The organism is Candidatus Bathyarchaeia archaeon, from assembly GCA_035283685.1.
Lineage (GTDB): Archaea > Thermoproteota > Bathyarchaeia > Bathyarchaeales > Bathyarchaeaceae > DATETJ01.
The window spans coordinates 1-25,296 of sequence record DATETJ010000009.1 but is presented as its reverse complement, the minus strand read 5'-3'; the positions used below and the strand labels follow the sequence as shown (position 1 = coordinate 25,296).

Below are 25,296 nucleotides of genomic sequence, written 5' to 3'. Positions count from 1 at the left end.
ATAGAAAGGGCTTATTGCCTTGTTGTAGCCTTTGCAGCGGCGTTAACGGCTTCGAAAGTTGTCTTCAAATCAGGGTTTGTGTGGGCAAGTGACGTGTAGTACGTGCGCCCAGGTCTAACGTATACTCCGTTGTTAATCAGCTCCAAGTCAAAGTTCATGCGTTTCTTGGAATCCGCTTGCGCAATGCCTCTATAATCCTTGATCCGACGAGAGGTGAAAATACTTTGAAACATTGAGGCTAGACCTATCACCTGAGCATCGATTCGGTTGTCTTCAAACGCGTCTCGCATGCACTTCTTGACTTCGTCAGCAATTTTATTTATGTGCCTATAGGTCCCTGGCTTCTTGAGAATCTCAATGGTTGCCAACCCGGCGGCTAAGACTGTTGGACAACCGTTGAAAGTGCCGCTGTGAAAAACACGATCAAAGGGAGACTTGGCGCCGACAGGAGACATGTGCTCCATAATGTCGGACTTGCCTGCGAACACACCGATAGGGAGACCACCTCCTACGACTTTTCCAAGCGCGACTAAATCAGGAGTGACTCCGAAATACTGCTGTGCGCCTCCAAGCCCAAGCCTGAAACCAGTCATTATTTCATCAAAAATCAACACTATGTTGTTCTCTTCGGTAACTGCTCTCAATCCCCTCAAGAAGTCTCGATCTGGCGGCAGGGATCCTCTGGCTACAGGTTCAATGATAACTGCAGCCAGTTCATCTCTGTTTTTCTCGATTGTTCGTTCAACCGTTGCTGTATCATTAAACGGTAGGACAATTGTGTTTTCCAAGATGAACTTCGGTAAGCCCGCTGAATTGGATACCGCAACTGGTGAGTTGCTTGGACCAGCTAGATCAAGCGGAGGAGATACGCTGACTGCTACATAATCATGCGCTCCATGATAATGTCCTTCGAACTTGGCGATTTTGACTCTGCGAGTATGAGCTCTAGCCAATCTTATGGCGTGTAAGGTTGCTTCCAACCCAGAATTCACGAATCTGCTCATCTCTGCACATGGAATCAGTCGCTTCATTTCCTTGGCCATTTTGATTTCAAGTTCGTGGGGAGTTCCGTAGATTGTGGTGCCATTATTGGCAAGTTGTTTCTTAATCGCTCCAACAACAGCAGGATGTCCATGGCCAAGAATCAATGGGCCTAGACACAAGCAGTAGTCGACATATTCGTTGCCGTCTACGTCGGAGATTCTGGAGCCTCTGGCCTTCTTCATGAAGACAGGGTACGGTTCGAAGAATTTGATGTTTGCAGTTACGCCTCCAGGCATCACCTTAGACGATTGTTTCCACAGTTTAGAAGATAGGCGTGTCCTTTTCATGTACCTCGTCTTAGGGTCGCTCATGGATGATAGACCTCATGTTCACACGTTCATTCTGGCAAATGAGATTAAGCATTAACTGAAGGTCTTCGGAAGTTAACTTTTGCGACCTTGATACGTTTAGAGGTGCAAACTGATAGGAGGATCTGAGGACACGCTTCATCCACCGCACAGAACAAAAAAGAAAAAAGGAAGTGTGCTTGAGATATCGCCATTAGACAACGAATGAGGACCTGAAGTACGAGAAATGGATTGGTGGATTATGATGGCTAAGATGCTTGTTTCCATGAAGATTTTTCCAGAGGACATAACCATACCTTTCGATCAGCTTAAACAGCAGATTCAAGCGATTATTCCACAAGATTCCAAGGTATTGAGGTTTGAGGAGGAGCCTATTGCGTTTGGGTTGAAAGCCCTGATTGCTCACATCCTTGTTCCTGAAGAGAAGCAGGATGAGTTAGAGAACATTGAAAACGGCATCCGCCAGATTCAAGGCGTGAGCAACATCGAAACCTTCATGATGCAGAGATGGTAATCCGCTTTTAGGTTTACACTTAAATAAGAGATGCATACTTCCCGATATACGATATTGTTACTGAACTGGAAGTGCATAGTATGAGCGAGGTGCAACTCAGAGTTGGAGACGCCCGTCAAAGAGACGTGGGCAGAGGCATTGCTCGCATAGACCAAAAGACAATGCAGAAACTGGGGCTTTCGGCGGGCGACGTCATAGAAATCGTGGGCAAACGCACAACAGCCGCAATCGCTTGGCCAGCTTATTCTGAGGATCAGGACAGAGGTTTGATCCGAATCGACGGGTTTACGAGAAAGAACGCTGGCGCAGCCATGAACGAGTATGTTTTGATTAAGCCTGGAAAGGTTAAGGATGCGCAGAATGTGGTTTTGGCGCCTGTTGACATGAGGTTAAACGTGGATGAAGACTTCACTAATTTTGTGAAAAACCGGTTGATGGAGCGCACGTTTGTTGAAGGCGACACAACGCTGGTAATGATGCTGGGTCACGCCATACCGTTTACGGTTACGAAGACTCGTCCGCACGGCATAGTGCGCATCACCTACGAGACTCAGCTTCAAGTTTTGAATGAGCCGATACCCGAAGCCAAGGTGGGCATGCCGAGAACTACGTATGAGGACATTGGCGGATTGCAAGAAGAAATGCAGCGCATTCGAGAGATGGTAGAATTGCCGCTGCGGCATCCTGAAATCTTCCAGAGACTCGGCATCGAACCGCCAAAAGGCGTGTTGCTCCACGGTCCACCGGGCTGCGGTAAGACATTGCTGGCTAGAGCTGTAGCCAACGAGTCTGAGGCAAATTTCTTCTCGATTAACGGACCTGAAATCATGAGCAAATTCTACGGAGAATCCGAAGCTCGATTGCGCGAGATCTTCCAACAGGCTCAGCAGAACTCGCCGAGCATCATTTTCATCGACGAATTGGACGCAATTGCACCAAAGCGTGAAGAAGTGACGGGCGAAGTTGAGCGACGGGTTGTGGCGCAACTCTTAGCTCTAATGGACGGCTTGAGCGGAAGAGGCAACGTCATCGTTATAGGCGCGACTAATCGTCCAGGCGCGTTGGATCCTGCCCTGCGTAGGCCTGGTCGTTTCGACAGGGAGGTTGAGATCGGCGTGCCTGACAAGCAAGGGCGACATGAGATTTTGCAGATTCACACTCGTGGCATGCCTCTGGCGCAGGATGTTGACCTCAAGAAGTTGCGGGATATGGCTCATGGTTACACTGGTGCTGACTTGGCTTCTCTAGCTCGCGAGACTGCCATGAAGGCTTTGAGACGTTACCTGCCTGAAATCAATTTGGAGGAGGAGCGCATTCCGCCAGCGGTCTTGGAGAAGATGGAAATCCTCATGGAGGACTTTGTCAACGCCTACAAAGAGATTACACCCACAGCGATGCGGGAAGTCTACATTGAAATCCCAACAGTTCACTGGACAGACATTGGCGGCTTGGATGAGGTTAAGCAGGAACTCCAAGAAGCTGTCGAATGGCCAATCAAGACCCCCGAGATGTTCAAACGCATGGGCATAAGGCCGCCTAAAGGCATCATGCTCTCTGGTCCGCCTGGCTGCGGAAAAACACTGTTGGCAAGAGCCGTGGCAACTGAAAGCGAAGCTAACTTCATTACTATAAAAGGCCCTGAAGTGTTTTCAAAATGGGTCGGCGAGTCGGAGAAGGCCATCCGTGAGGTTTTCCGCAAAGCCCGTATGGCAGCGCCAGCTGTGATCTTCTTTGACGAATTTGATTCTCTTGTCCCGAGGAGAGGCATGGGCTACGCTGACAGTGGTGTCTCTGAACGAGTGATAAGTCAGTTGCTAACTGAGATGGACGGCATATCGACACTGGAAGACGTAGTAATCATTGCCGCCACAAATCGACCGGATATAGTTGACCCAGCAGTTCTTAGACCTGGCAGATTTGACCGGTTGATCTATGTGCCTGAGCCTGGTGAAAAGGCGCGTTTTGACATTTTCAAGTTATATACCAAAGATATGCCCCTAGCTAAGGATGTTGACCAGCAGAAGCTGGCAGCTGACACGAAGATGTATTCTGGCGCTGACATTGAGGCTTTATGTCGTGAAGCCGCTATGAACGCGCTGCGCAAAGATGTGCAATCGAAAGAAGTGTCGGTTGCTGACTTTCAGAAAGCTATGGAGAAGATTGGTCCAACTATATTGCCTGACATGGAAGCGTGGTACAAAGGGTTTATGAAACAGATTCGTCGAGTGCAGAAGCCAACGACGCCTATTACCTGAGGCCTATGCGAGGTGGCTTGTTTGGCTATTAAGACTTGGCGTCCTCACCCGTTGGATCTAACAATACTTGAGACGTTGGAAAGGAAAGGCGGGATGACAGATGAAGAGCTTTTCGACCTGCTTAAGGAAACTCACGAAGACTTGGGTTTTGGAATGCTGAACAAGACTCTGATGAAGATGGAAGTGGAAGGCAAGGTCTACGTGTCTGCCTTGACCAAGGGCAAGAGGCGCGTTGAACCTGTGAAACGCAAGGAGCCAGTTCGCTAGAACGTAGATCTCCCTCAAGCTTGCCTGTTTGCATTTTAGGTAGAGTTAATTACTGGAAATAATCTCAAATCTCTGAAGCTGTTTCAGTGCGGGGGTTGCCAAGCCAGGTCAAAGGCGTGGGCTTCAGGAGCCCATCCCGTAGGGGTTCGTGGGTTCGAATCCCACCCCCCGCATCAAATGCGTTACATCGATGGTTCTCAAAAACCATTAAAAGTGGACAATGTAGTTAGATTGAGGGAAACTGCATTGATGAATGACGATAACTACATATGTCACATCATCATTCCTTCCAAAAATTATCAAAAATCAAAGGTTTTCTTTGAAAGAGTTTTCAGATGGAAAATCGAAAAACGACCAGAGACAACTTCTGTTGACGTTCTGCCACCATCAGGAAAAGGTGTAAGTGCAGAATTGAACTCGGAAGAAGCACTTGTGGTTCCATCAATTCATACCTCCAATATCGATGCAAAGCTCAAACTAATCGAAAAGTTTGGTGGAAAAAAATTGAAGGACAAGACACCCATCGGAGAAAATACAGAACATGGGTTTTTTGCTCTATTTTTGGACCCAAATGGAAATAAGATGTGCCTGTACTCTAAGAGATGAGTAGAGAAAGTATGGAAACTGAAACTTCACATGAGTCTGGGGTTCAAATCCCACCCCCGCACTGAAGTGAAGCAATTCAAGATGTTAGGAAATGCGATTAGGAGAAGTCAGCTTTGAATGGCGTAGATGTGCATGGAATGTATGAGCAACTTGTCCATAGGTTCGTTAAATGGGCTAAAACTAGAAGCGACATCCGAGCTGCAATCATTCTAGGATCTAGGGCTCGAACTGAATATCCTGCTGATGAATGGGCAGACTTGGATGTGATTGTCGTAACCTCCAACCCTGATAGATATGTGTCCTCGGCTGACTGGCTGCTAAGCATTGGCAAACCGTTGCTCACCTTCATCGAGCCAACGTCTGGCGGTGACGAAATGGAACGTCGTGTACTTTTCGAAGGCATGCTTGACGTTGACTTCGCTATCTTCCCTCTAGCCAAAGCTCAGGCGCTTATCCAGGGCGGAATGGCTTCGGTTCAAGCTGCAAACGCGTTTGGTCGAGGGTTTCGCGTGATTTTGGACAAAGATGACATCGCTTCTAAACTTCAAGCTTTGGTTTCGTCTGTCAAGAATGCTACTCCTACGCCCCCCACACATGACGAGTTCCTTCAAGTTGTCAATGACTTCCTGTATCACGCTGTTTTCACAGCCAAGCATTTGAGGCGAGGTGAATTGTGGTGGTCCAAGATGTCGTCGGACTGTTACATGCAGCACTTGCTGCTTCGCATGGTTGAGTGGCACAGCCGGGCAAGGCATGGATGGAGCTATGACACTTGGTTTCGTGGGCGATTCCTAGAAAGATGGGCAGACCCGCAGGTCTTGAAGCAGATGCGCCACGCTTTTTCCCATTACAATGAAGCAGATGTAAAGCGCGGACTGCTAGCCGCGATGACTTTGTTCCATACAGTAGCAGCGGAGGTTGCTGAAAAACTGAAGTACAAATATCCCGTTGATGCTGACAAACAAGTGACAGAGTGGATCGAGGCGCGGTTTTCAGAGTAAACCCGGGCTAGGAGCCTTGTGTAGAGAATGGCCACACTTCTCGAAATCGTGCTTTTAGCTGTTATTCAGGGCTTAACAGAGTGGTTGCCAATTTCCAGTTCGGGGCATCTTGTCATAGCTCAGGAGTACTTGGGCTTGCGGGTTCCTGTATTCTTCGACATTGTTCTGCATCTGGGTTCTCTGGTGGTAGTTCTGGCTGTGCTCTGGAAAGATGTGCTTAACATCTTGAAAGCAGTTGCCCGCTTAGACTTCAAGTCAGAAGATGGCAAGCTGGCCCTGTACGTAATCTTGGGTAGTATGGCAACAGCGGTCATCGGGTTGACTCTTAGAGATTTATTTGAATCGTTTTTTCACAATCTGCTAGCTGTGGGCGTGGCCTTCATAATTACCGGCAGCTTCTACAGCATAGTATATGTTTCTAAACGGGGCAAACTGCCAAGCGGATCTCTAAGTCCACTTCGCGCGGTTCTTGTAGGAATAGCCCAAGGGGTTGCCTTGATTCCAGGCATTTCGCGAAGTGGTTCGACAATTGCGACTGGTTTGCTATTGAAAGTTGAAAGCAAAGTGGCATTCAGGTTTTCTTTTTTGCTTTTCGTGCCAGCTATCATAGGCGCCACTGTGTTGACAGCACTGGACTCTGAGAACCTATCTATGGCAGGCATTGACTATTTTGGCCTGTTCTTGGGCTTGGTCGCTACCGTCATTGTTGGATTCTTTTCCCTGAAGCTGCTGCTGAAAGTTGTTCTGAAGGACAAGATGCACGTGTTCGCTTATTATTGCTGGGCACTGGGCTTACTTCTTGTCTTGTCTCAGGTTGTTCGAATCTGATGCCACGATCGGTTATAGATGAGCTTGTTTAATCCACTGTGAAACGTCTTCGATTGTCGGTACCTTGCTTGCAGACATTTTTCCCTGTTCCACATAGGTTTTAGCGATTCCATTTAGGCCACGGTAAAGTTGAACAGGATCTTGATTGGCTAGCTCTCTGCGAGACGTGACTCCAAATCTGACTAGAAGCTCCGAATGATTTTCGTTTATGCCTGGAACCATCAGCAATTGAGCTTGAGCTTGAAGATGTGCAATGGTTTCCGGTGATTGGCCTGTCTTTTCGGCAATTGAGGTTGAATCGGCTGCTAGCAGTTCGCTTACGTTGGTGATTTTGGCATTGCTTAGTCTAGTTGCTAGGCTAGGAGGAACATTTTTGAAGTCCTCAAGTCTGGTTTGTCCTGTCAGCCTCGGCTTTTCTTGCTTCACTTTATTCTCATTAAGTCCTTCGACAGTCTTCTTGATTTTCGTTAGTTCAGTGGCTTGCTTCCTAGCATTGTCAGCGCTCTTTTCTGTTTCCTTCTCCAAGCTTTGCAACGATTTCTTTTGGGCGGTCAGGCCTTCGGTGACCTCTTTTCTGGTTTCTTCAAGGTTTAAGGTGATTTTACGGAAGGTCTCGTCGGCTTGTTTATCGCTGTCTTCCAGTTTTCTGAAGAAGCCTATCTGAGTGTTTTCAAGCATGTTGGCGTTTGCGGCCAGGCTTTCCTCAACTTTGCCGATTCTCTGCGTGATCTGTGGGTCTACAGGCATTCCACGATAGATCGAAAAGGAAGTTGCTGAGAACAACACCAACGCTATGATTGCGGATGCCCAGAAGTAGACTTCTGCGTTTATGTTGCCTAACGTTGTATCAAGAACTCTGAAGACCGTAATAGAACCGCTGCCATATAGATTAAGCTGAACCAAAGCATTGAACACGTTCAAAACAGCAATTAGCGTGAGTAAGCCAAGAATCCACGTGAGTGCTCCATTTATTCGGTTGGCTGTCAATGTTCTCTACCGTGTTTTTGTGCTGATTCGATGACTTAAGATTTTTATGAAGCGTGAATTCTAAACGCAAATACAGTTTGCCTCAGGAGTACCCAAGTCTTCTCGCCGAGACTTTGAAAAACGATTAAGTACCCGTTGTCGAAGGAGATTGATGGTGTTGGAGACGTTTTTCCATTCGCTCAAGTTTTTCAGCCAGCTCAACGATGGTCTTCTCGTGCTCCAATAAGATTGACATAATCATCGCTTCGAACAGAACCGGCCTGGTTGCCATGCTCGAGGCGGAAGCATGCAGTCTACAAGCGTTCATCATCTTATCAAACGCCTCAACATCATGCATACGAAGTGCTTTTCTAAATCCTTCCCAAGTAGCGATTTCTCCTTCTAGACCCTGCCGATACGAGACGACTGTTCGCCCCAAACAGTTATGCCTCCATAAATTTCTCCAAAGTTGTCCTATTTTGTAAGATGTCAACTTTGAGAGGCTTGGGAAAATCAGAGTTTTGAATTGTCAACTGTAACCTGCCATTTAATTCGGTGACTTCTGCGATTGTGCGTGTCTTTTCAAGCAAAATAGATTCTAGAATGTTTTGCCTTCTTGAGCTTTCGTTATTAAAGCATGTTGCTACCGTGATTATGTTTCGTCTGAGGGCAAGATCAGAAAGACGAGTAATCACCTTGTTGAAAATGACAAACGATTCTTGATTTGGCACATCTCTGTCTAGAAACAAACTTGTAATGTTTGAGATTAAGACCAACTTCGATTTGTAACGTTTCAAGGCGTCTTCTAACGTTTCTAGGATGATAGCTGAAAGTTGATACGCTGTGAAAGCTCGTGAAACAAACACTTGTTCCAACGCTGATCTAGGGTTTAAGCCAAATTCGCGAGCGATAGCTGAAATTGCGTATGGGTTGAAGGTGTTTCCGCCGTCCACATAGATGGCTGAGGAAGCAAGCCCGCCTTCCTCTTTTGGGAGCTGGCAGTGAACACATAGCCTAAAGGCTAAGGTCTTGCAGAATGGATGCCTATGTAATATGGCGAAGTCGCCCAGTTTGAAGCCTTGAAATTCTTGGTCAATGCTTTGGATGCCGGAGGATGACGCTTGCTTGTTGATGGTTAGCAAATGGGATCACAACGGTTTGAAGGAAGTGAAGGTTCCTGCGGCAGTCTTCAAAAGCGTTGAGATGAAAAGGAAATCAAGGGTTTACAGTGAGCCATGCGAAACTACTGCCGTTTAGAGAAGCCGTTTGCTGATTCATGCGTAGCTGCGTGGCGGAAAAATTCTCAGGGATTCTTAGTAGAATGGTCCTTTGTTGCATATCACTTGTGAGCCGCGTTTCACTAAGTAGACGCCGTTGTTTCCGTTTCCATTGTTTGAATCGTTGCCGCTGCGTTCTTTCTTTAACAAATCGCGGAGTTCTCGGTAGCTCTGAAGGTAGCGCACGCCCTTAGAAGTGGTTTTGTAAAAAGTCCTCTCGCTGTTCTTGACCGTTTCCAGAAGTTTCAGGTCTAGCATGAGTTTCAAGTATTCGTTCAGCTGGGCAAAGCTGAGGTTAGCTCGGTACATGACCTGGGTCTTTAGAGCTCCATCTATAGTGACTTCCAGTATTTCCGCCATGATGAACATGTGGTCTCGACGTTTGTGTAAATTGTCTCCAACTGACAAAATGCTCTATAACTCCCTTCTATAGTCCTCATTTAGAAAACAGAGCTAGCCAGACTCTAAAGGAGTGTTTCATCTAGAACAATATTCCAGAATCGAAATCTCCCATGTTCTTTCTCCTTTTTTCGTTTTAGCAAATTGCTTGGGTTAGCGGGAGTCCTGAAGAACTAATCAGCAACTGAATGAGTAAATTGCTGGTCCAAGACAGATTTCCTTCCTGAGCGTTGCCTAGAATGCCATAGGGATCAAGGCTGACGGTTTTTTTCGTATCGTCTGGCGATCAAGACACTGATCTCCGTGAGAATTAGGATTGGGATGAATAACGTCACTTCAGTGATTATTGTTGGATCAGGATCAATAATCGCGATCAGTATTATTATTCCTGGATAAAGCGTTTTCCGATTTCGAGTTACATGGCTTGTCTTTAAGATTCCAGCTTTCACCAGCAGGACGAAGAACACTGGGAACGTGAGCATGAAGCCTGAGAGGAGTGTACCGCCCATGATAAGCGAGAAGAACTCGGCGAACTCAAACTTGAGAGGAAGCCCGAGAAACTTGGAGGCTAGAAGTAGAGCGCGTACACTCATGGGCATTATGAGAAAATAGCCAAATGCCACACCAAAGACGAACAGGCTTGTAAAAAAAGTCACGAAGGTCAAAATGCTCTTTCTTTCACGTTCATGCAAGGCTGGACTAATGAATTTGTAGATTTCGTACATAATAACAGGCGAACTGATTACAACGCCCAACATAACAGAGACAAAAAGATAGATTTCAAGTGGTGCAAACCAACTGATTGGAAGAAGCTCAACCTCAGGCGGGACAAGGTCTTCTTGCACTTTTCTGATTAATAAAACGGCGACAGTTGTGGTCCAAGGGTTCGTTAAAGACAGGTTTTCAAAGTTGATGTTTATTGGAAAAGCCATTACAAACATTGATGCCACTGCCACAGCGATGAAAATAATCCGCAATCTTCGCAGAAGCTCAGTTACGTGCTCCCAGAAGGTCAACTCTGCTCTAGCGTCAGGCATCGGAAATCACTAGGGTCGATAGTTGGTCTAAAGTCCTAATTTTCCACGGCTTTCTTGTTCATCTCATTTAGGACTTGTTTTACGTTTTTTCCTTCGGTTTCTATTCCCATTTTCTTTGCTGCGTCAAGTATGGCTTTGTCTTTCTCCTTTTCCTCAACTGGGGTTTCCGAGCTTGATCTTCTGAATTCTCTGACACTCTCACCTAAGGCTTTTGAGATGTCTTTAAGACGGCTTGCCCCAAAAACGAAGATGAGGATGACGAGAACTAGAATTAGTTCAGGCCAGCCCAAGTTTAGAAAAGAAGACAAGATATGCCAATCGAAAAGGATCAATTCTTCACCTCGCTTTCTTCGATTCCTGCGGTTGAGGTCCTCTCCACCTGGCTCTTCCCAACGCTTGCACCTGTTTGCCCAGTTATTTCTCCTTCCGTTCTCCTTTCGGTGTTTATGCCTAGTTTGCGCGTTATGTCAGTGATTTCTTTGCTTTCTCTAGGAACTGTTTGTGAGGAAACAATGGCGTCTGAAACTCCTCCACTAGCCTTTCTAAATTCGGCAATGATTTTACCTAGCTCTCTTGCAATTTCAGGAAGTTTGCCTGGTCCAACGACGAGTAGCAAGAGCGCCAAGACCAGTATGATTTCCTGCCATCCAAGCATCCGAAGGACCCTCGAAATCAACGTTGTATATGTTTCAAACTTAAAAAGTTAGCTTTAAATGATTGTGATCATAAATATATCGGAAAGCAGGACCTGACCTTCCTAAAACAAGGATTCCAAGCGATTTCAATTAGCGGACGGATTTGTCAGCATGGTGTCGTTGCGATTCGACAGAAACGAGTTGGCTGGAGCGTTCGGAGACCTTGGAACATTTATTCCCCTTGTTACAGCCCTTGTGGTACTGAATGGTTTAGATCCTAAAGGCATTTTTCTAACGTTTGGTCTTCTCTACATTTACTCCGGTCTGGCTTTCGGCATCCCTATGTCCGTTCAACCAATGAAGGCTACAGCTTCCATAATGATTACCGAAATGTATTCTCCGACATCGCTTCTTGGCGCTGGCCTGGTGATTGGGGTCTTTTTTCTTATCTTGTCACTCACAAATGGCATTGCGCTGATAAACAGGCTCACTCCCAAAAGCGTTGTTCGAGGAATCCAGTTAGGTTTAGGTCTCAATCTGATGTTGGTTGCATTTAGATTTATGCAGAAAGACTACCTGATAGGTTGGATTCTATCCCTCATTGGCGTAGTCATTGTGTTGGTTTTCCTCAAGAGCAGAAGATTTCCATCAGCTCTGATCCTTATTTCAATAGGTGTTGGATTCTCCCTTCTTGACGGTTTCCCGCTGAGAATCTTCACTGAGAGCATCAGTATGGGATTTCCGATGTTTAGCCTACCCACAGCTACCGACATAGTGCAGGGTACGATTTTGCTTGCTCTCCCTCAAATACCTCTCACGGTAGGCAATGCAATTTTGGCTACGTCGCTGCTTTCGCACGATTACTTCAAAGACAAGAACGCGGTTTCTGTTAGGCGTTTGGCGTTGAGTCACGGTTTCATGAACGTGTTTGCAGTTTTACTCGGTGGGATACCTGTGTGCCACGGAGCAGGAGGGTTGTCTGGGCATTACCGTTTTGGAGCTAGAACGGGTGGAGCCATGATAATTATCGGCGTCATTATGGTAATCCTCGGCATATTTTACGGCAATGCTATAGTGCAAGTCTTGGGTTTGCTTCCTTTTTCCATTCTCGGAGTGCTCCTCTTCTTTTCTGGATTGGAGCTCGCATTTGCGGTGAGAGATGTGACCTTGAATAGGCGAGAGCTTTTCGTTGCCTTGTTTGTGGCTGCGGTTTCCGTTGGCATTCAATACGGCTACGTTTTAGGACTGGTTGGAGGCGTTATGTTAGCACGTTTGATCCAAAATCGCCGCAAAACATGAATAAACCATCTTTTGGAGGGTTTAATTATTCCTTTTTTTTGGTGTTTGCCTCCGACTTTCTCACTAAATTGGCTTTTTTGTTCTTATTTATATGATGAAAATCCATAAATACTAGCTTACAACACATAAGAAAATCCGTTTAGATGACAAGAGGGAGGAGATGATATGAGAAAAAGTGTTCGGTTTCTTGGATGGATAGGAATCTTGCTGGTGCTGGTTGGATTAGGAGTTTACGCCTTGAATCTGCAATATATGCAGGGATTTGCCTCAACTGGTATGAGAGATGTGATGATATGGGGTGTGTATATCACGAATTTCGAATTTTTGGTTGGAATAAGCACTGGCATAATGATTGCCATAAGTGTAGCTTACTTGTGGAACAATAAACTGTTCGAGCCAATATTGCACATCGGGGGGATTCTTGCAACGGTTACAGTTGTGCCGGCGATGCTCTTTGTAGCCGCTGACATAGGTCGTCCCGAGCGACTTCTAAACATTGTTCTATACCCGAATATGTCGTCGATGCTTGTTTTGGACTTTGTTTCACTTTCACTTTACATCGGCTTTTGCTTGGTTTTCTGCTTTGTGACTATAACTGGCAGTGGCGGGAAAAATGCTAAGAGTTTGGTTGCTGCAATTGGAATACCTTTTGCAGTTTTTGCGCATTCTTTTACGGCTTGGGTTTTTGGAGTTATAATGGCGCGACCGCTTTGGAACACCTCTCTCCTCGCTCCCATATTCCTGTCCTCAGCTTTGGTCTCAGGAGTCTCTCTGCTGATTTTAACAGCACTCCTGGTTTCCAAGTTTTCTGTCTTCGAGTTTTCATCTGAGCTAACGTCAGAACTTGCACGTTTTCTCGGCGCTATTATTCTCGTCGACATCTTTTTCATCTTTGTGGAGCTGGTCACGGTGGGCTATGGGGCAGGGTTTAGCATTCTTGGGCCATTGTCGCAGGTTCTGAGTGGACCTTACGTGACAGTGATATGGATTGAGATTGCTATTCCCTTAATCGTTTTTGCTCTGTTAGCGTATCCGAAAACAAGGAAGTCAACGGCTATCTTAACCGTTGTAGCATTAGTTGCGATGAGAGGAATATGGGTCAAAAGATACTCAATGCTTCTCTCGGGATTGTCTGTTTCCCCGCTTGGGGAAGCAGGAGCATACAGTCCAACTATGATCGAATGGGCAGTTTCCGTTGGCCTTTATGCGTTGGGTGCTTTGCTCTTTTCATTAGGCCTCAAGATACTGCCCTTCCTTGCGTCTAGAGGTGCGATCTTGCCAAGCGGTCAGCTTGCACTAAAGCCAAAGTCTATGATCGCCGTGCAAGACATAGGATCAGGTCCGCAAGTAAAAGACGTATCCAATGTCTCTAGAAGAGACTTCTTGAGAATAACGGCGGGCGTTACAGCAGGCGCAGCGGCGTTAGCCAGTATTCCGGGCTCTTCAATCTTTCTATCAAAGCAAGAGGCAATTACGCAAGCGTCAACCGTTGAGGAATGGGCTATGGTTCTTGATCTTAGACGTTGCATAGGATGTCAAGCCTGCTTTGCAGCGTGCAAGTCTGAAAACGGAGTTCCAATGGGAATACAATACACGTGGGTTGAAACTCACGAAGAAGGCAAATACCCAAACATGAAATTAACCTTTCTTCCAAGACTATGCAATCACTGCGATAATCCACCCTGCACTCAAGTCTGTCCAGTGAACGCAACTTACAAGAGGGAACAAGATGGCATAGTGATGCAAGACGTTAACAGGTGTATAGGTTGCAGGTACTGCATGGCCGCGTGTCCCTACGAAGTGAGAAGTTTTCTTTGGGAAGAACCCAAGGGTGCTTGGCCACAAGCATGGAACGGCAAAGCCGACGCCAAACATGGCTTCGTAGTTAAATGCCATGGCTGTTTCCACAGAATCGAGAAAGGGCTGAAGCCAGCTTGCGTTGATGCCTGTGTTGGAGGCGCTCGCATCTTTGGCGACATGCAAGATCCGAATAGTGCAGTCAGAAAAGTCGTTGATGCAATCCCCACGAGTGGACTTAAAGCATATCTTGGCGCTAAACCTATGGTCTTTTACGTGGGGTTGTCTGACAAAATCGCTGAACGTGGAAAGAAAGCAGCTAATACAATCGTAGTGCATCAGGAGGAATGATGAATGAAGATGAAGAGACGAGAATTCATAAAGGGAGCAGCCGCAGCTGGAGCCCTTGCCCTGCTCACTGATGTCAGCAAAGGCTTAGTGAACAATGTTTTTCGACCTGCTAAGGCTCAAACCACATCGGAACAGGAAAAATACGTTTGCAGTCTTTGTTTAGGCTGTAACGTTAGGTGCGGCATCAGAGTACAGATAGAAGCGTCTAGTGGACGTGTTGTTAAGGTTGAAGGCAATCCATATCATCCAAACAACAATGCTTGGAACCCAATCCCGTATAGCACTCCTGTAAAAGACTCTTTGAGTTATTCAGGAAGAATTTGTCTGAAAGGCGCCAATGCAGGCATAGACCACGTGTACGATCCCTACAGAGTCAGGATCCCGTTGAAAAGAGCGGGTCCACGAGGTTCAATGAAGTGGAAACCCATAAGTTGGGATCAACTGGTCACGGAGGTTGTTGACGGTGGCGCCATTTACAGTGACATAGGCGAGAGTGTCCAAGTTGAAGGCTTCAAAGACGTAGCGACTGACATGACAACTCCCGCAAACGAGGCAGTTCTTAAAGCGTCAGACGCCCCCAAGGCTCACCAAATTGTTGTTCTCCGCGGCAGAGGGCAACCGGGTCGAGTGGATTTTCTTAATGCACGCTGGCTTTCTGGCGCACTAGGATCGGCTAGCTTCATTGCCCATGACAATATTTGCGCAAATGGAGTTCAAACAACGCACAAAGCCATGACAATCATTGGCAAAGATAAGTACGAAGGTCAAATTCGCACAGTAACCAATGACGATTATGCTGATCAACTTCGAGTGGACATTAAACACGCCAAGTTCATAATCGCTTTTGGCGACCCCTACTCAGCCGGGCAACCTGCAATAGTTCCTGCAGGAGCTATTCTGCCAGACAGACTCGCAAACGGCGACCTGAAGTTGGTTGTGGTTGACCCTCGAGCTGGAAACGTCGTCACAAACGCAACCAAATGGATTCCAGTCAAGCCGGGAACAGACGGCGCCTTAATGATGGGCATGATCAGATGGATTATAGAAAACAAGTGGTACAACAAGTTCTTCCTTGAAAACACGACGGAAACTTCAGCTAACAAAGACAGTGAAAAAGCTTGGACAGGCGCCCCTTACCTAGTTATTACAGGACCTGAAGACTACCCTGACGACCTCAAGTATCTGAGAGGAAAGCATCTTGAGGGAACAGACCCAGCTGATAGTGAGAAATATGTTGTGTGGAATGGTTCAGGCACAGAAATTTTCGACAAGGTTGATCATGGAACGCTTTTCTTTGAAGGCGAGATTCAAGACAAAGATGGCGCCACCATACAAGTAAAAACCGCATTGCAAATGCTGAAGGATAAGGCTTATGAAAAAACTATGGATGAGTGGGCTCAGATATGCGGAGTCGACGTCAATGATTTGAAATGGCTGGCACAGGAGTTTACGAGCTACGGCAAGAGCGCAGGCATGCTAGTCTACCGCGTCTTTGGTGTCCAACCCAACGGTGTCTACACCGTGATGGCTATGATAAGCCTTCACATGCTCATTGGCAATATCAACTGGAGGGGCGGTTATCTTCAGGCTGCTTCCTTTAGTTGGACAAAGGGCGTCTATGATCTCGACTCATTTCCAGACAAACTATCACCTAAGAAAGCTCCTATCTCTAGAGAGAAGTTCAAGTATGAAGACACGAATGAATATGCCAACAAGCCAGCGGGTCAGAAATACCCTGCAACCAAGCCATGGTTTCCGAAAACCTATGGCGGTTTATGGACTGAAGTGTTTGAGAGCATCAAAGATAATTATCCGTACTCATGTAAGATTTTGATAACATATTTTGGCAACCCAATTTTCGTTATGCCATCTGGGCACAAGTACATCGAAATAATCAAGGACACCAGTAAGGTTCCAATCCACGTTGCAATCGATGCAGTAGTCAGCGAGACCAGCATGTACGCCGATTATATAGTTCCTGATGTGGTGGGTTTAGAGGGCGTGTATGGGCTGATGCCGCCTTACCCGCCGTGCATGGCAAGATGGATAGGCGTGCGAGTTCCCGCTATAGAGCCACTGGTTGGCAAAGTAAGCGGAGATGATGATAGGCCAGTGTGTGCTGAAACCTTTGCGATAGATGTCGCAAAGAGACTTGCAAACATTCACGGCAAACCCAGCTGTTTAGGCTTCCTGAAAATTGGAGACAAGGAACTGAATAGAGCTGAAGACTATTTCCTAAGAGCCATAGTTAACCTTGCCAATAATGCGTCTTCATTGGTTCAGGCAGCCAGCGATGAGGAGGCGAAATTTGTTGAGGACAATTATCCCAAGTCGTTCGTTGATTATGCAAAGTCGATTCTGTCGGATGAGGAATGGCGTAAAGTCTGCTACATCATAGTCCGTGGCGGAGTCTTTGAGCAAGCAGACTCTGGGTTTGAAGCGCAAGGGCAGCACAAGTATGCAAGGAAAAACATTTTCCGCTTTTGGGTTGAAGAGTTTGCTGCGCTGAAGCACTGGAAGACAGGAGAACACACGTTTTGGGGTTCTGCCCAATACGTCCCTGCACAAGATATGGACGGCAACTCACTCGATGATTTAGACAAGGACTACAAGTATGTTTGCGTCTCATACAAAAGTGGGCTTCACACGCAGTCTAGGACTATAGGCTACCGATGGGCCCGCGAAGTCATTCCGGAAAATGCTGTCGAAATGAATGAAGACGACGCTGCAAACGAGGGGCTAAAAGACGGCGACATGGTTAAGATTGTGTCTCACTCGCTGCCGGAAGGAGTAACAGGAAAGGTAAGAGTTACTAAACGAGTGGGACCAGGCGTGGTGGCAATGATGTTCCATTATGGGCATTGGGCATACGGCAACGCCAACTATGAAATAGAAGGTCAAGGCTCAATTGCCGGTGACCCTAGCCGTGGCGCAGGAATATGGGTAAACAAATTGACCAGAATCGATGATGTGACAAAAGCTCCGGTTGTCGACCCCATCAGTGGCGCTGCAACTACTACTGGTTTCAGGGTAAACTTGGTCAAGCTCTAGAAACAGCTGTAGCAATGAGAAAAAACTATGAACAGCGTGAGGACGGAATCTCTCAAGAACAGAGAAGCATTGTATTCGTGGTTTGCAGCCCTTTATCTTCACGAGCCAAACGAAAGACTACTTCAACCATTCTTGAACATCGAGACAACAAACGTTCTCGCCTCAGTCTTCCAAGATGAAAAACAACAAAAGACCCTAAGAGAACTTGCGGCTTATGTCGAGCTAGCCTCAGTTGGAGACTTGAAGAGTGAATTCAACGCTTTGTTCGTCGTGCCAACCAAGGGAAGCTATACGCCCCCGTATGAGTCATGTTTCAGAGAGAATAAAGGAAAGGGCATGGGCAACCTTTGGGGTGAAACAACAGCCGATGTTGCAAAGTCTTATCGTGCCGCAGGATACGAGGCGACAAATCTCCAGGGGGTCTTTGCGCCAGACCATATTGGCGTTGAACTGGCGTTCATTGCAAAACTCTGCCACGACATACTGCAGTCTTTTGAGAACAAGGATTTTGAACAAGCACGAAAAAGGGAAGAGCTTCGGAAATCATTCCTCAGAGAGCACATAAGCCAATGGATTGAGGACTTTTCAAGAGCCGTCGGCACTTCATCTTCATCGGTGTTCTATAGGCGTCTAAGCGCGCTGACAGTAGACTTGATACACTCAGACTTGAGTTCCTGAGGGAACTGTGACTCATTTGTCGAGGATTGACCAAAGGAGAATTTTCAAACTCGTGACGCTTGAAGAAGCGTCTCGTCGCCTTCAACAAGCTCTACATACGGTAAGACTGGACTCGGAAATCGTCTCCGTAGAGAAAACTCGTGGGCGAATTTTAGCTGAAACCACAGTCTCTCACTCGGACATTCCCCTAACAAAAATGTCCGCGGTTGACGGTTATGCCGTTAGATCTAGTGAAACACAAGACGCCTCCTTAAAGAAACCGTTGAAGCTCAAGGTTAAGGGAGAGCTGTTTCCAGCAAGCACTCCGGGTGAGTTCAGCCTGTTGCCGCGGTGCACAGCGTACTTGGGTTGTGGAGCGCCGGTCCCAGATGGTGCAGATGCTGTGATTCGAGTTGAGGACACGAGACGACAAGGAGAAGAGCTTGAAGTTTGTCGCCCGATTGAAAGGAACAAAAACGTGATTCTGGCTGGAGAAGACGTAAAACGCGGAAGCACGGTTCTACACGAAGGTCGGGTGCTGAGACCGCAGGATATTGGTTTGCTTGCCGCACTGCGGATTAGGGAAGTCAAAATTGTTAGAAAACCTCGTGTCGCAGTCTTGTCTGTCGGTGATGAACTGACAGAGTTGAAGAGTGACGAGCAGTCAAAGACTATCAACAATTATGCACTCGTAGTTTCCGCAATGGCTTTGGAGTTCGGAGCCGAGGCGCAGGTCTACGGAGTGGTTCCAGATGCCGTCATGAAAATTGCGGAGAAAATGGAGGAGGCTCTGAAAGCAAATGATATTGTCGTTACGATAGGCGGCTGTTCTGTTGGTTTGAAAGACTTTGTGCCCGATGCGGTGAATGCAATAGGGAATCCAGGAGTGATCGTGCACGGGATTAAGATAAGCCCGGGTAAAGTTGCTGGATTTGGCGTTGTCAAGGGCAAGCCTCTAGTTATGTTGCCGGGACACATCGTGTCCACTGTAGCTGGCTTTTATCTGTTTGTGGCTCCGATTATTGGTCTTTTCATTGGACAAGATGTTCTCCGACCGCTTAGAGTAAATGCAAAAGTGAGTGGAAAGGTTAAGGCAAAGCCTGGCATTAAGACGTTCTTGCGGGTGCATGTGCACCGAATCAAAGGCAGCTTGGTTGCAGAGCCTATTCACGGTGGCTCAAGTTCTCTAAGTACGATAGTTGGTCCAAACGGCTTTACGATCGTTAAAGAAGGAACCAACATTAACAAAGGCGACGAAATCACTGTAACGCTGTTCAGCGAACAGGAATTGCTGCAACTCCAGAGAATGTGTTAGTTTCCAAGTTTTCCCTCTCTGTAATAGTATTTCATTGATAGATAGAGCATGAGCAACAAACCTGCAAGGATAGGCGTGTAAAAACTCAAAGAGGTTGAAACGTCATCTAAATCCACTTTTCGACCAAGAATCGTCAGGATAAGCGAGATTAGCAAAGGAGCAACAAAAAGGATAAGCCCAACTCTGTACAAATCCTTAACGCGTTCTTCAACCATGAAAGTCAACCGAACGATTGGTTTAACCAGAGTTTCTTTTTATGCGTTTCTCAACAGTCTCATCTTCTCTTGATTAATTCGATAAGAGTTCCGTCTGGATCTTCGATAAAAGCTATCAAAGGTCCTGTTGGTCCGAGCTTGAATGGTTCGTCAGTTATTGTGACTTTCTCCTTTCTGAGTGCTGCAATGGTTTTCTTCATGTCTTTGATTTCAAAGGCGATGTGATCAAACACTCGGTCTTCATATTCAGCTTGGATGAATTTCCGCTGTTTTCTGTAGAAGGTCAGTTCAAGTTTGGATCCTTTGCCCTCTGGGTCCTGTAGAAAGGCGATTTCAGCGTTGTTCTGGGGGATTTCGCGGCACCTTATAAGCTTGAGTCCCATTAGTCTCTGGTAGAAGTCAATTGACTTGGCCAAGTTGCTGGTTCGAATGCTTGTGTGCACAAACATTTGGATGCCTCAGTGGCGATTTGTGTTGGCATTCAGGTATATAGGAGAGACGGTGCGTGTACCAAATCGCGGAAGTCTTTAATACATTGCCAAGCAATTTCGATACCGTGATGAGTTTGAGCTTTTTTGAGGTCTACCGTCAGCAAATGCTTGAGGCAGTTGGACTGATATTTCTTTTCGGCGTTGTGGTTGGGTTTCTTTCACCTTTGTATTTGGCAGTTGAACGGTATGTTTTCCTCAGCGTCTTCTTAACCGCCATGCCAAGTTTCCTGCTTGAGGTCGCCGTCTATTTCAGTGCTGCAATTCTGTGCCTAACCTGTTACTGGAACGTTAAGAAAGAGCGACTGGGGCTGGCAAGTGTTAGAGGCGTAGTTGCTGCTGGTCTCCTAATCATCAATGGAACGTGGCCGGCAAGCCTCCTTGTTTTGGGAGCAGCTGTAATCAGTTCTCTGTGTCAGAAGCGTTAGCCTTGATTGTTTCGTTGTCTCGGTTTGTGAATTTGCGGGTTAGCAAGAGGACTGCGCATGTCAAGATCGCTGCGGGTAATCCGAGGTACACGATCAGCCTTGGAAAGTCGGTTGTCTGTTCAATGTGTCGTTGCTGGGAATACCAGTTTGTAAGCAAGGTTTCTGCTGGCTTGTTCTGGGGCGTGAAGTCGGTGTCGTTCAGTCCTCCTGCGCTTGGGTTTGTTTCCCAGATCCACCAGTAGAGACCGTAGAACCATGGCCTGTTCCACAGCGTCTGGAAAACAGCCGAGTAACTGTCTAGTTGTTCCTTCAAATCAGGGCGCAGTGGTGCTATCCAGTTGCCTGGTTCGATGTTGTTGCCATCGCCGCTTCGGCAACCTATTTCAGTGAAGATAATGGGTTTATTGACTGTTGAGGCCCAGTTTTCGAGGGCGTTTGCCATGCGGTTCCAAGCCTCTTTCAATTCGTCTAGGGATGGGTGGTTCTTGCTGGTTAGTGGGAAATAGGCGTCTATGCCAATGTAGTCAAGGCGATCCCACCATGTGATGCTTTGAAAACTGTCGAATGTTGCAGCGTAGGTCAACGGTCCAGTGTAACGCTTTTTCACTTCATCGATGACTTGTCGCCAGCTTGCTTCATCTCTTTCAGTATTCCTGAACTCGCATCCGATGCAGAGGAGATCAATGTTGTTTTCTTGGGCGAATGCGGCGTATGAGCTGATGAAAGCCATGTAACTTTTGAACCATTCTGGGCTGCTTGGAATCTCGCCTCTGAATTGAGTGTATACGTCTTCGGGGTCAACCATTGGTTTCAACATGACATTTATGCCGAGCTCATGAGCCTTGGCGATAGCGATTGCGAGCGCTTTGTCTGTGGCGGTCCAGTTGGTTTTGCGGTAAATTTGCGTAGCAGTAATGTTTTCCTGCAGCCACCAAACAGTGATTGCCACGTACTCTGTGTTTGTTGCCGCCATACGTTCGAGAGACTCGTTTGAAAAGGAACTGTCGTAGGGAAATGGTTGATGTCTGTACGTCATGCCTTTTTGGAAGACTGGCTCAAAGCCGTTAGACTCGGAAGTTCTAGCGCTGATGGAAGATAAGCTGGGATGAGCTGTCAAGACTGAAACTAGCACGCAGATTATGATAGCGTCATGGGATTTTGTCATCCATGGTCCCTTGGGTTGGATGGGAAAATGGTGCCATTGACAGAGGCTGTATTCACGCTGCAGTTCATGTGAAGCCGTGCTAGGCATCGGTCGCTTTGAATAGCTCGATCCAGATTCCATTTGGGTCTTCGATGTATGCCCATCTGCCGCCTTCCACTTTCATTTCTAGAACGGTTGGGTATCCGGCTGATTTGGCTTCCTTCAAGGCTTTGTCCAAGTCGTCAACTCCGAATGCAAGATGGTCCAACCCTTCCCCTACAGTGTACTTTGCGTTATAGGGGCTGCCTTTTTCGTAGTGGTTTATTTCTAGAACGAAACCGCCTTCTTGGCTCACCATAGCAACGGTTTCTCCCCTAGTCTCTTTCACTTTGCCGCGACCCACAACTTTCATGCCGAGCAGTTTTGTGTAGAAGTCGATGGATTTCTGCAGATTTTTTACGCGGATTCCAACATAGGTGAATTTTGGCTTCATGGTTATCGCTTAGACTGTTAGGTGGTTATGCATTTATGATTTCTGACATAAGTGGCTCTTTGTGTGGCTTATTCTTGCTTCAGCGTTCGAGTCCAAGCAACTAGTCTCTCGAGTAGTTCCTTGATTAGTTTCTTGGTCGTCGGGTCTTTTACTCTGCCGTTTTCGTCGATTTTGTCGCCTGCGAAGGTTACAATTACCTCTGGACTGTTGAGGGGACGCATGTTGAGGAAGACAAAGGTTTGTCTCAGATGATATTGTGCTCTGGCGCCGCCGAGCATGCCGATCGATGCGCTCATGATTGCTACGGGTTTGTCGTCAAAAGAGTTGTCGCCGTAAGGACGCGAAGCCCAGTCAATTGCGTTTTTCAGGACGCCAGATACCGAATAATTGTACTCGGGCGTCGCGATAAGTATGGCATCTGCCGCCTTGATCTTGGTCTTAAACTCCTTGACCTTTGCGGGCATGCGAGTCTCCAAATCTTGATTGTAGGGTGGGATACCTTTCAAGTCGAAGATTTCAAGCTTGGCGTCTTTGGGCAACAACTCTGAAGCAGCACGCAACAGAGCTTTGTTGTATGAGCCCTTTCTCAGGCTGCCCGCAAAGCCAAGGATGGATACAGACTTGTTCATAAGCAGTACATTTGGTCCGCCAAGTAAAAAGCGGTTTCCATAATTACAGTAAGTGGCGGATTAGCATTGAAGTTCCTGAAGCGATTATCCCGCTATTCTCGGGGATCAGCAAGTCTGATGATAATTAGCGTTGTGGGCAACCAAATTATCAGCCCAGCCGCTAACGGATGAATTGGAAGGAAGTTTATCGTGAAGTTCCATAGCAGGAACCATGTTAGAAACCAGACACAGTATTTCGCCTTTAAACTCTCGTTCAGCCTTGAACGGAAGAGACTCCAAGCTCTCTTAGCTCGATCGACTCCTTTCACTCTCTCAACCTGCATCAAAGCGTCAGTATAACGAAGCAAGAAGAGTGGTTATGGCGTTATTCTGGAGCGCAGAATATTCCGTTAATCCTATGACGAGGCTTGATTACAGCATGTTTAGATCGTCTCTATACGATCACTATCCAACCAATCAACTTCTCCCCCTAGTTGGTTGGATAGAAATTCCATGCACACACAAATCTAGGCTATTTTGAAGTTGTTTTTGTCAGTATTTTTGGTTCTTTCCATTCTTCGCGTATGATGCTGTATATGCAGTCATCTCTCCACTTTCCACGGCAGTAGAAAGTTCTTCTGAGAATGCCTTCCCGTTTGAACCCGGCTTTCTCAAGCGCTTTCCACGATTGAATGTTTTCTGTGTCAGCCTTTGCCTGAATTCTCATTATGTTTTTGGCTAGAAATAGATAGTCGACTATTGTCTGAATTGCTTCTTTGGCGTAGCCTTTGTTTCGCTCGTTGGGCACGATGTTATAGCCTATCTCCGTTTCGCCCCCTGACAGAAAATGGGAAATAAAACCGATTTTTGTTCCACCCTTCTTCTCAATGAAAAACCATTGTTCATCTTTAATATTGTCGTAGAGTCTTTCCAAGTCCGCCATCGTCTCTTGTTTGAGATTCTCAAATTGACCACGGAAGTCAACGTTGTTGTCCCATTCGAGCAGGATTGGCAAGTCTTGTTTTTCAACTATTCTGAGGCTGACATTCTTGCCTTCAAGCAACATGACTCACCCATCCACGTGGTTGCTTCGGTTCAGCTATAACTTTTCCCATCGTAGTTTTGGTTGGTTGGAAAGTCTTATCTTTCAAGTGGCGACATTGCAACGCATGGCATATTCAAGAGAAAAAGTGGCAGGAATGCTCTTTTTTATCGCAGCCACACAGTTCGTCCTAGGTCTTACCATTGCAGAGGCGTTGTATCCTGGCTACAGCGTGTCTGACAATTACATAAGCGACCTTGGAATCGGACCATCCGCTATAATTTTCAACTCATCTGTCTTTCTTCTAGGACTATTATTACTCATTGGAACGTACTTTCTAAGACACATCTCTAACTTTAAAACCGTTAACATGCTGCTCCTCCTGATGGCTATAGGAGCAATGGGTGTCGGCGTCTTCACGAAAACTTATAGAACCGCTCACGGTGCGGTGGCTACGATGGCTTTCTTCTTTAGTGGGCTGTCAGCCATATCATCATTTAAAGTGCTGAAAAAGCCATTATCTCTGATAAGCATAATACTTGGAACGATTACGCTTGTAGCATTGGTCCTCTTCTCAAGCGGTATGATCACAAGCGGCTCATTAACCAGCGACGTTGCGTATGACAGCGATTTCTACTTGGGTTTAGGTCCCGGTGGAATGGAACATATGATCCTCTATCCAGCACTCATGTGGCTCGCTGGATTTAGTTGGCATCTGGTCACGCAGCGGGAAATGCAAACAAAAGAGTGAATGCAAGATCACTTTGCTAGAAAAGAGTCTAGGGAGCTTCTTGTCATTATTGATGATGATTGGCAGTACAATTTGGACACCTTACGTTAGCGGTTTGATCCAGAATAGCTTTGATGGCACTTCCTCTATTTCTGCTGGTCTGGGTACACATTCGGTTTGGTCTGCAAATGATTCTTAATTGGCTCATAAAGTTCTTTTTCTCCAGATTTGGGAGAGTCTTCCATAAAAACAATCTCTAGATTTTGATATACTTCTTTTGGAGTTCTGCTATAACGTTTTCGCGCGCGACTCTTAGCGAGCAAACATAAAAGAAGGTTTTGTGCTTAGGTGCATTTGGCAGATAGGCATGGGTTAAAATGGGTTTTCCGCGCGCGCCCTGTTTGCCGTAGTTTTTGTAACTCGGAAATTGTGGGCTAGGATACATTCAAGTTTACTGCGTCTTATGTATTATTCAGTATGCGTGAGAGGTATTTGGTTTTCACGGGGAGGCCTAATGCGGGCAAGAGTAGCATCATCAGAG

General features: G+C 46.5%; 27 protein-coding genes and 1 tRNA gene. 14 read left to right on the top strand and 14 right to left on the bottom strand.

Annotated elements, in window-relative coordinates; translation table 11 throughout:
* Positions 1-11: 11 nt before the first annotated feature.
* The gene (locus tag VJ249_06780) at positions 12-1,355 is read right to left on the bottom strand and encodes a glutamate-1-semialdehyde 2,1-aminomutase (GenBank protein ID HKZ94265.1); all 1,344 of its coding nucleotides are present in this window, start codon (positions 1,353-1,355) and stop codon (positions 12-14) included.
* A 223-nt stretch (positions 1,356-1,578) separates the two neighbouring features.
* On the opposite strand from VJ249_06780, the gene VJ249_06775 reads away from it, so the two are divergent.
* From VJ249_06775 to VJ249_06745, 7 genes are all read left to right on the top strand, one after another.
* Entirely contained in the window at positions 1,579-1,866 is a 288-nt protein-coding gene (locus VJ249_06775) for an elongation factor 1-beta (protein HKZ94264.1), read from the top strand.
* Between the two features lie 80 nt (positions 1,867-1,946).
* Positions 1,947-4,121, top strand: coding sequence for a CDC48 family AAA ATPase (locus tag VJ249_06770; GenBank protein ID HKZ94263.1), 2,175 nt, complete (start codon positions 1,947-1,949; stop codon positions 4,119-4,121).
* Between the two features lie 21 nt (positions 4,122-4,142).
* Positions 4,143-4,388, top strand: a complete 246-nt coding sequence (locus VJ249_06765) for a hypothetical protein (GenBank protein ID HKZ94262.1) — start codon at positions 4,143-4,145, stop codon at positions 4,386-4,388.
* 88 nt (positions 4,389-4,476) lie between these two features.
* Positions 4,477-4,561, top strand: a tRNA-Leu gene (locus VJ249_06760).
* Positions 4,562-4,637: 76 nt separating this feature from the next.
* Entirely contained in the window at positions 4,638-4,994 is a 357-nt protein-coding gene (locus VJ249_06755) for a hypothetical protein (protein HKZ94261.1), read from the top strand.
* 113 nt (positions 4,995-5,107) lie between these two features.
* Positions 5,108-5,995 (top strand): aminoglycoside 6-adenylyltransferase, encoded by an 888-nt coding sequence (locus tag VJ249_06750; protein HKZ94260.1) that lies wholly within the window; start codon positions 5,108-5,110, stop codon positions 5,993-5,995.
* 27 nt (positions 5,996-6,022) lie between these two features.
* Positions 6,023-6,823, top strand: coding sequence for an undecaprenyl-diphosphate phosphatase (locus VJ249_06745; protein HKZ94259.1), 801 nt, complete (start codon positions 6,023-6,025; stop codon positions 6,821-6,823).
* Between the two features lie 12 nt (positions 6,824-6,835).
* Here the strand turns inward: VJ249_06745 and VJ249_06740 are convergent, their stop codons facing one another.
* The 7 genes from VJ249_06740 to VJ249_06710 all read right to left on the bottom strand — a co-directional run bounded on the left by VJ249_06740 (position 6,836) and on the right by VJ249_06710 (position 11,157).
* Positions 6,836-7,810, bottom strand: coding sequence for a DUF4332 domain-containing protein (locus tag VJ249_06740; protein HKZ94258.1), 975 nt, complete (start codon positions 7,808-7,810; stop codon positions 6,836-6,838).
* Positions 7,811-7,934: 124 nt separating this feature from the next.
* Positions 7,935-8,228 carry a hypothetical protein gene (locus tag VJ249_06735; protein ID HKZ94257.1) on the bottom strand — a complete coding sequence of 98 codons (294 nt, stop codon included), beginning with the start codon at positions 8,226-8,228 and terminating at the stop codon, positions 7,935-7,937.
* A gap of 4 nt (positions 8,229-8,232) precedes the next feature.
* Positions 8,233-8,931 (bottom strand): hypothetical protein, encoded by a 699-nt coding sequence (locus VJ249_06730; protein ID HKZ94256.1) that lies wholly within the window; start codon positions 8,929-8,931, stop codon positions 8,233-8,235.
* 171 nt (positions 8,932-9,102) lie between these two features.
* Entirely contained in the window at positions 9,103-9,474 is a 372-nt protein-coding gene (locus VJ249_06725) for a winged helix-turn-helix domain-containing protein (GenBank protein ID HKZ94255.1), read from the bottom strand.
* Positions 9,475-9,716: 242 nt separating this feature from the next.
* Complete coding sequence (locus VJ249_06720) at positions 9,717-10,502, bottom strand: twin-arginine translocase subunit TatC (protein HKZ94254.1); 786 nt, start codon at positions 10,500-10,502, stop codon at positions 9,717-9,719.
* Between the two features lie 35 nt (positions 10,503-10,537).
* Positions 10,538-10,834, bottom strand: coding sequence for a twin-arginine translocase TatA/TatE family subunit (locus tag VJ249_06715; protein HKZ94253.1), 297 nt, complete (start codon positions 10,832-10,834; stop codon positions 10,538-10,540).
* A complete protein-coding gene (locus VJ249_06710; protein ID HKZ94252.1) occupies positions 10,831-11,157 on the bottom strand; it encodes a twin-arginine translocase TatA/TatE family subunit in 327 nt (108 codons plus the stop codon). Before VJ249_06710 ends, VJ249_06715 begins: the two co-directional genes overlap by 4 nt.
* Positions 11,158-11,308: 151 nt before the next feature.
* Here VJ249_06710 and VJ249_06705 point away from each other — a divergent pair, with 151 nt between their 5' ends.
* From VJ249_06705 to glp, 5 genes are all read left to right on the top strand, one after another.
* A complete protein-coding gene (locus VJ249_06705) occupies positions 11,309-12,436 on the top strand; it encodes a putative sulfate/molybdate transporter (protein ID HKZ94251.1) in 1,128 nt (375 codons plus the stop codon).
* 165 nt (positions 12,437-12,601) lie between these two features.
* Entirely contained in the window at positions 12,602-14,584 is a 1,983-nt protein-coding gene (gene nrfD / locus VJ249_06700) for an NrfD/PsrC family molybdoenzyme membrane anchor subunit (protein HKZ94250.1), read from the top strand.
* A gap of 3 nt (positions 14,585-14,587) precedes the next feature.
* Positions 14,588-17,635: a molybdopterin dinucleotide binding domain-containing protein gene (locus VJ249_06695; protein HKZ94249.1), complete on the top strand. Its 3,048-nt coding sequence runs from the start codon at positions 14,588-14,590 to the stop codon at positions 17,633-17,635.
* Between the two features lie 27 nt (positions 17,636-17,662).
* Positions 17,663-18,313, top strand: a complete 651-nt coding sequence (locus VJ249_06690; protein ID HKZ94248.1) for a molecular chaperone TorD family protein — start codon at positions 17,663-17,665, stop codon at positions 18,311-18,313.
* 16 nt (positions 18,314-18,329) lie between these two features.
* Positions 18,330-19,607, top strand: a complete 1,278-nt coding sequence (glp, locus tag VJ249_06685; GenBank protein ID HKZ94247.1) for a gephyrin-like molybdotransferase Glp — start codon at positions 18,330-18,332, stop codon at positions 19,605-19,607.
* Here the strand turns inward: glp and VJ249_06680 are convergent.
* Positions 19,604-19,822, bottom strand: a complete 219-nt coding sequence (locus VJ249_06680) for a hypothetical protein (protein ID HKZ94246.1) — start codon at positions 19,820-19,822, stop codon at positions 19,604-19,606. The two genes, glp and VJ249_06680, sit on opposite strands and share 4 nt — an antisense overlap.
* 59 nt (positions 19,823-19,881) lie before the next feature.
* Entirely contained in the window at positions 19,882-20,265 is a 384-nt protein-coding gene (locus VJ249_06675; GenBank protein ID HKZ94245.1) for a VOC family protein, read from the bottom strand.
* Between the two features lie 62 nt (positions 20,266-20,327).
* Here VJ249_06675 and VJ249_06670 point away from each other — a divergent pair, with 62 nt between their 5' ends.
* A complete protein-coding gene (locus VJ249_06670; protein HKZ94244.1) occupies positions 20,328-20,738 on the top strand; it encodes a hypothetical protein in 411 nt (136 codons plus the stop codon).
* On the opposite strand, the gene VJ249_06665 is transcribed toward VJ249_06670, so the two are convergent.
* The 4 genes from VJ249_06665 to VJ249_06650 all read right to left on the bottom strand — a co-directional run bounded on the left by VJ249_06665 (position 20,713) and on the right by VJ249_06650 (position 24,049).
* Positions 20,713-22,023, bottom strand: a complete 1,311-nt coding sequence (locus tag VJ249_06665; protein HKZ94243.1) for a hypothetical protein — start codon at positions 22,021-22,023, stop codon at positions 20,713-20,715. The two genes, VJ249_06670 and VJ249_06665, sit on opposite strands and share 26 nt — an antisense overlap.
* Positions 21,983-22,375: a VOC family protein gene (locus VJ249_06660; protein HKZ94242.1), complete on the bottom strand. Its 393-nt coding sequence runs from the start codon at positions 22,373-22,375 to the stop codon at positions 21,983-21,985. Before VJ249_06660 ends, VJ249_06665 begins: the two co-directional genes overlap by 41 nt.
* A 68-nt stretch (positions 22,376-22,443) precedes the next feature.
* A complete protein-coding gene (locus VJ249_06655; protein HKZ94241.1) occupies positions 22,444-23,004 on the bottom strand; it encodes an NAD(P)H-dependent oxidoreductase in 561 nt (186 codons plus the stop codon).
* A gap of 511 nt (positions 23,005-23,515) precedes the next feature.
* Positions 23,516-24,049, bottom strand: a complete 534-nt coding sequence (locus VJ249_06650; GenBank protein ID HKZ94240.1) for a GNAT family protein — start codon at positions 24,047-24,049, stop codon at positions 23,516-23,518.
* A gap of 103 nt (positions 24,050-24,152) precedes the next feature.
* On the opposite strand from VJ249_06650, the gene VJ249_06645 reads away from it, so the two are divergent.
* On the top strand, positions 24,153-24,776 hold the full coding sequence (locus VJ249_06645) for a DUF998 domain-containing protein (GenBank protein ID HKZ94239.1): 624 nt from the start codon (positions 24,153-24,155) through the stop codon (positions 24,774-24,776).
* The last annotated feature ends 520 nt before the right edge of the window (positions 24,777-25,296 follow it).

Bases quoted from the DNA above. Each gene is read 5' to 3' on its own strand.
- VJ249_06780 (HKZ94265.1), bottom strand. From the start codon at position 1,355: ATGAGCGACCCTAAGACGAGGTACATGAAAAGGACACGCCTATCTTCT.
- VJ249_06775 (HKZ94264.1), top strand. From the start codon at position 1,579: ATGGATTGGTGGATTATGATGGCTAAGATGCTTGTTTCCATGAAGATT.
- VJ249_06770 (HKZ94263.1), top strand. From the start codon at position 1,947: ATGAGCGAGGTGCAACTCAGAGTTGGAGACGCCCGTCAAAGAGACGTG.
- VJ249_06755 (HKZ94261.1), top strand. From the start codon at position 4,638: ATGAATGACGATAACTACATATGTCACATCATCATTCCTTCCAAAAAT.
- VJ249_06745 (HKZ94259.1), top strand. From the start codon at position 6,023: ATGGCCACACTTCTCGAAATCGTGCTTTTAGCTGTTATTCAGGGCTTA.
- VJ249_06720 (HKZ94254.1), bottom strand. From the start codon at position 10,502: ATGCCTGACGCTAGAGCAGAGTTGACCTTCTGGGAGCACGTAACTGAG.
- VJ249_06710 (HKZ94252.1), bottom strand. From the start codon at position 11,157: ATGCTTGGATGGCAGGAAATCATACTGGTCTTGGCGCTCTTGCTACTC.
- VJ249_06705 (HKZ94251.1), top strand. From the start codon at position 11,309: ATGGTGTCGTTGCGATTCGACAGAAACGAGTTGGCTGGAGCGTTCGGA.
- nrfD (HKZ94250.1), top strand. From the start codon at position 12,602: ATGAGAAAAAGTGTTCGGTTTCTTGGATGGATAGGAATCTTGCTGGTG.
- VJ249_06695 (HKZ94249.1), top strand. From the start codon at position 14,588: ATGAAGATGAAGAGACGAGAATTCATAAAGGGAGCAGCCGCAGCTGGA.
- VJ249_06690 (HKZ94248.1), top strand. From the start codon at position 17,663: ATGAACAGCGTGAGGACGGAATCTCTCAAGAACAGAGAAGCATTGTAT.
- VJ249_06680 (HKZ94246.1), bottom strand. From the start codon at position 19,822: ATGGTTGAAGAACGCGTTAAGGATTTGTACAGAGTTGGGCTTATCCTT.
- VJ249_06665 (HKZ94243.1), bottom strand. From the start codon at position 22,023: ATGGAATCTGGATCGAGCTATTCAAAGCGACCGATGCCTAGCACGGCT.
- VJ249_06660 (HKZ94242.1), bottom strand. From the start codon at position 22,375: ATGAAGCCAAAATTCACCTATGTTGGAATCCGCGTAAAAAATCTGCAG.
- VJ249_06655 (HKZ94241.1), bottom strand. From the start codon at position 23,004: ATGAACAAGTCTGTATCCATCCTTGGCTTTGCGGGCAGCCTGAGAAAG.
- VJ249_06650 (HKZ94240.1), bottom strand. From the start codon at position 24,049: ATGTTGCTTGAAGGCAAGAATGTCAGCCTCAGAATAGTTGAAAAACAA.
- VJ249_06645 (HKZ94239.1), top strand. From the start codon at position 24,153: ATGGCATATTCAAGAGAAAAAGTGGCAGGAATGCTCTTTTTTATCGCA.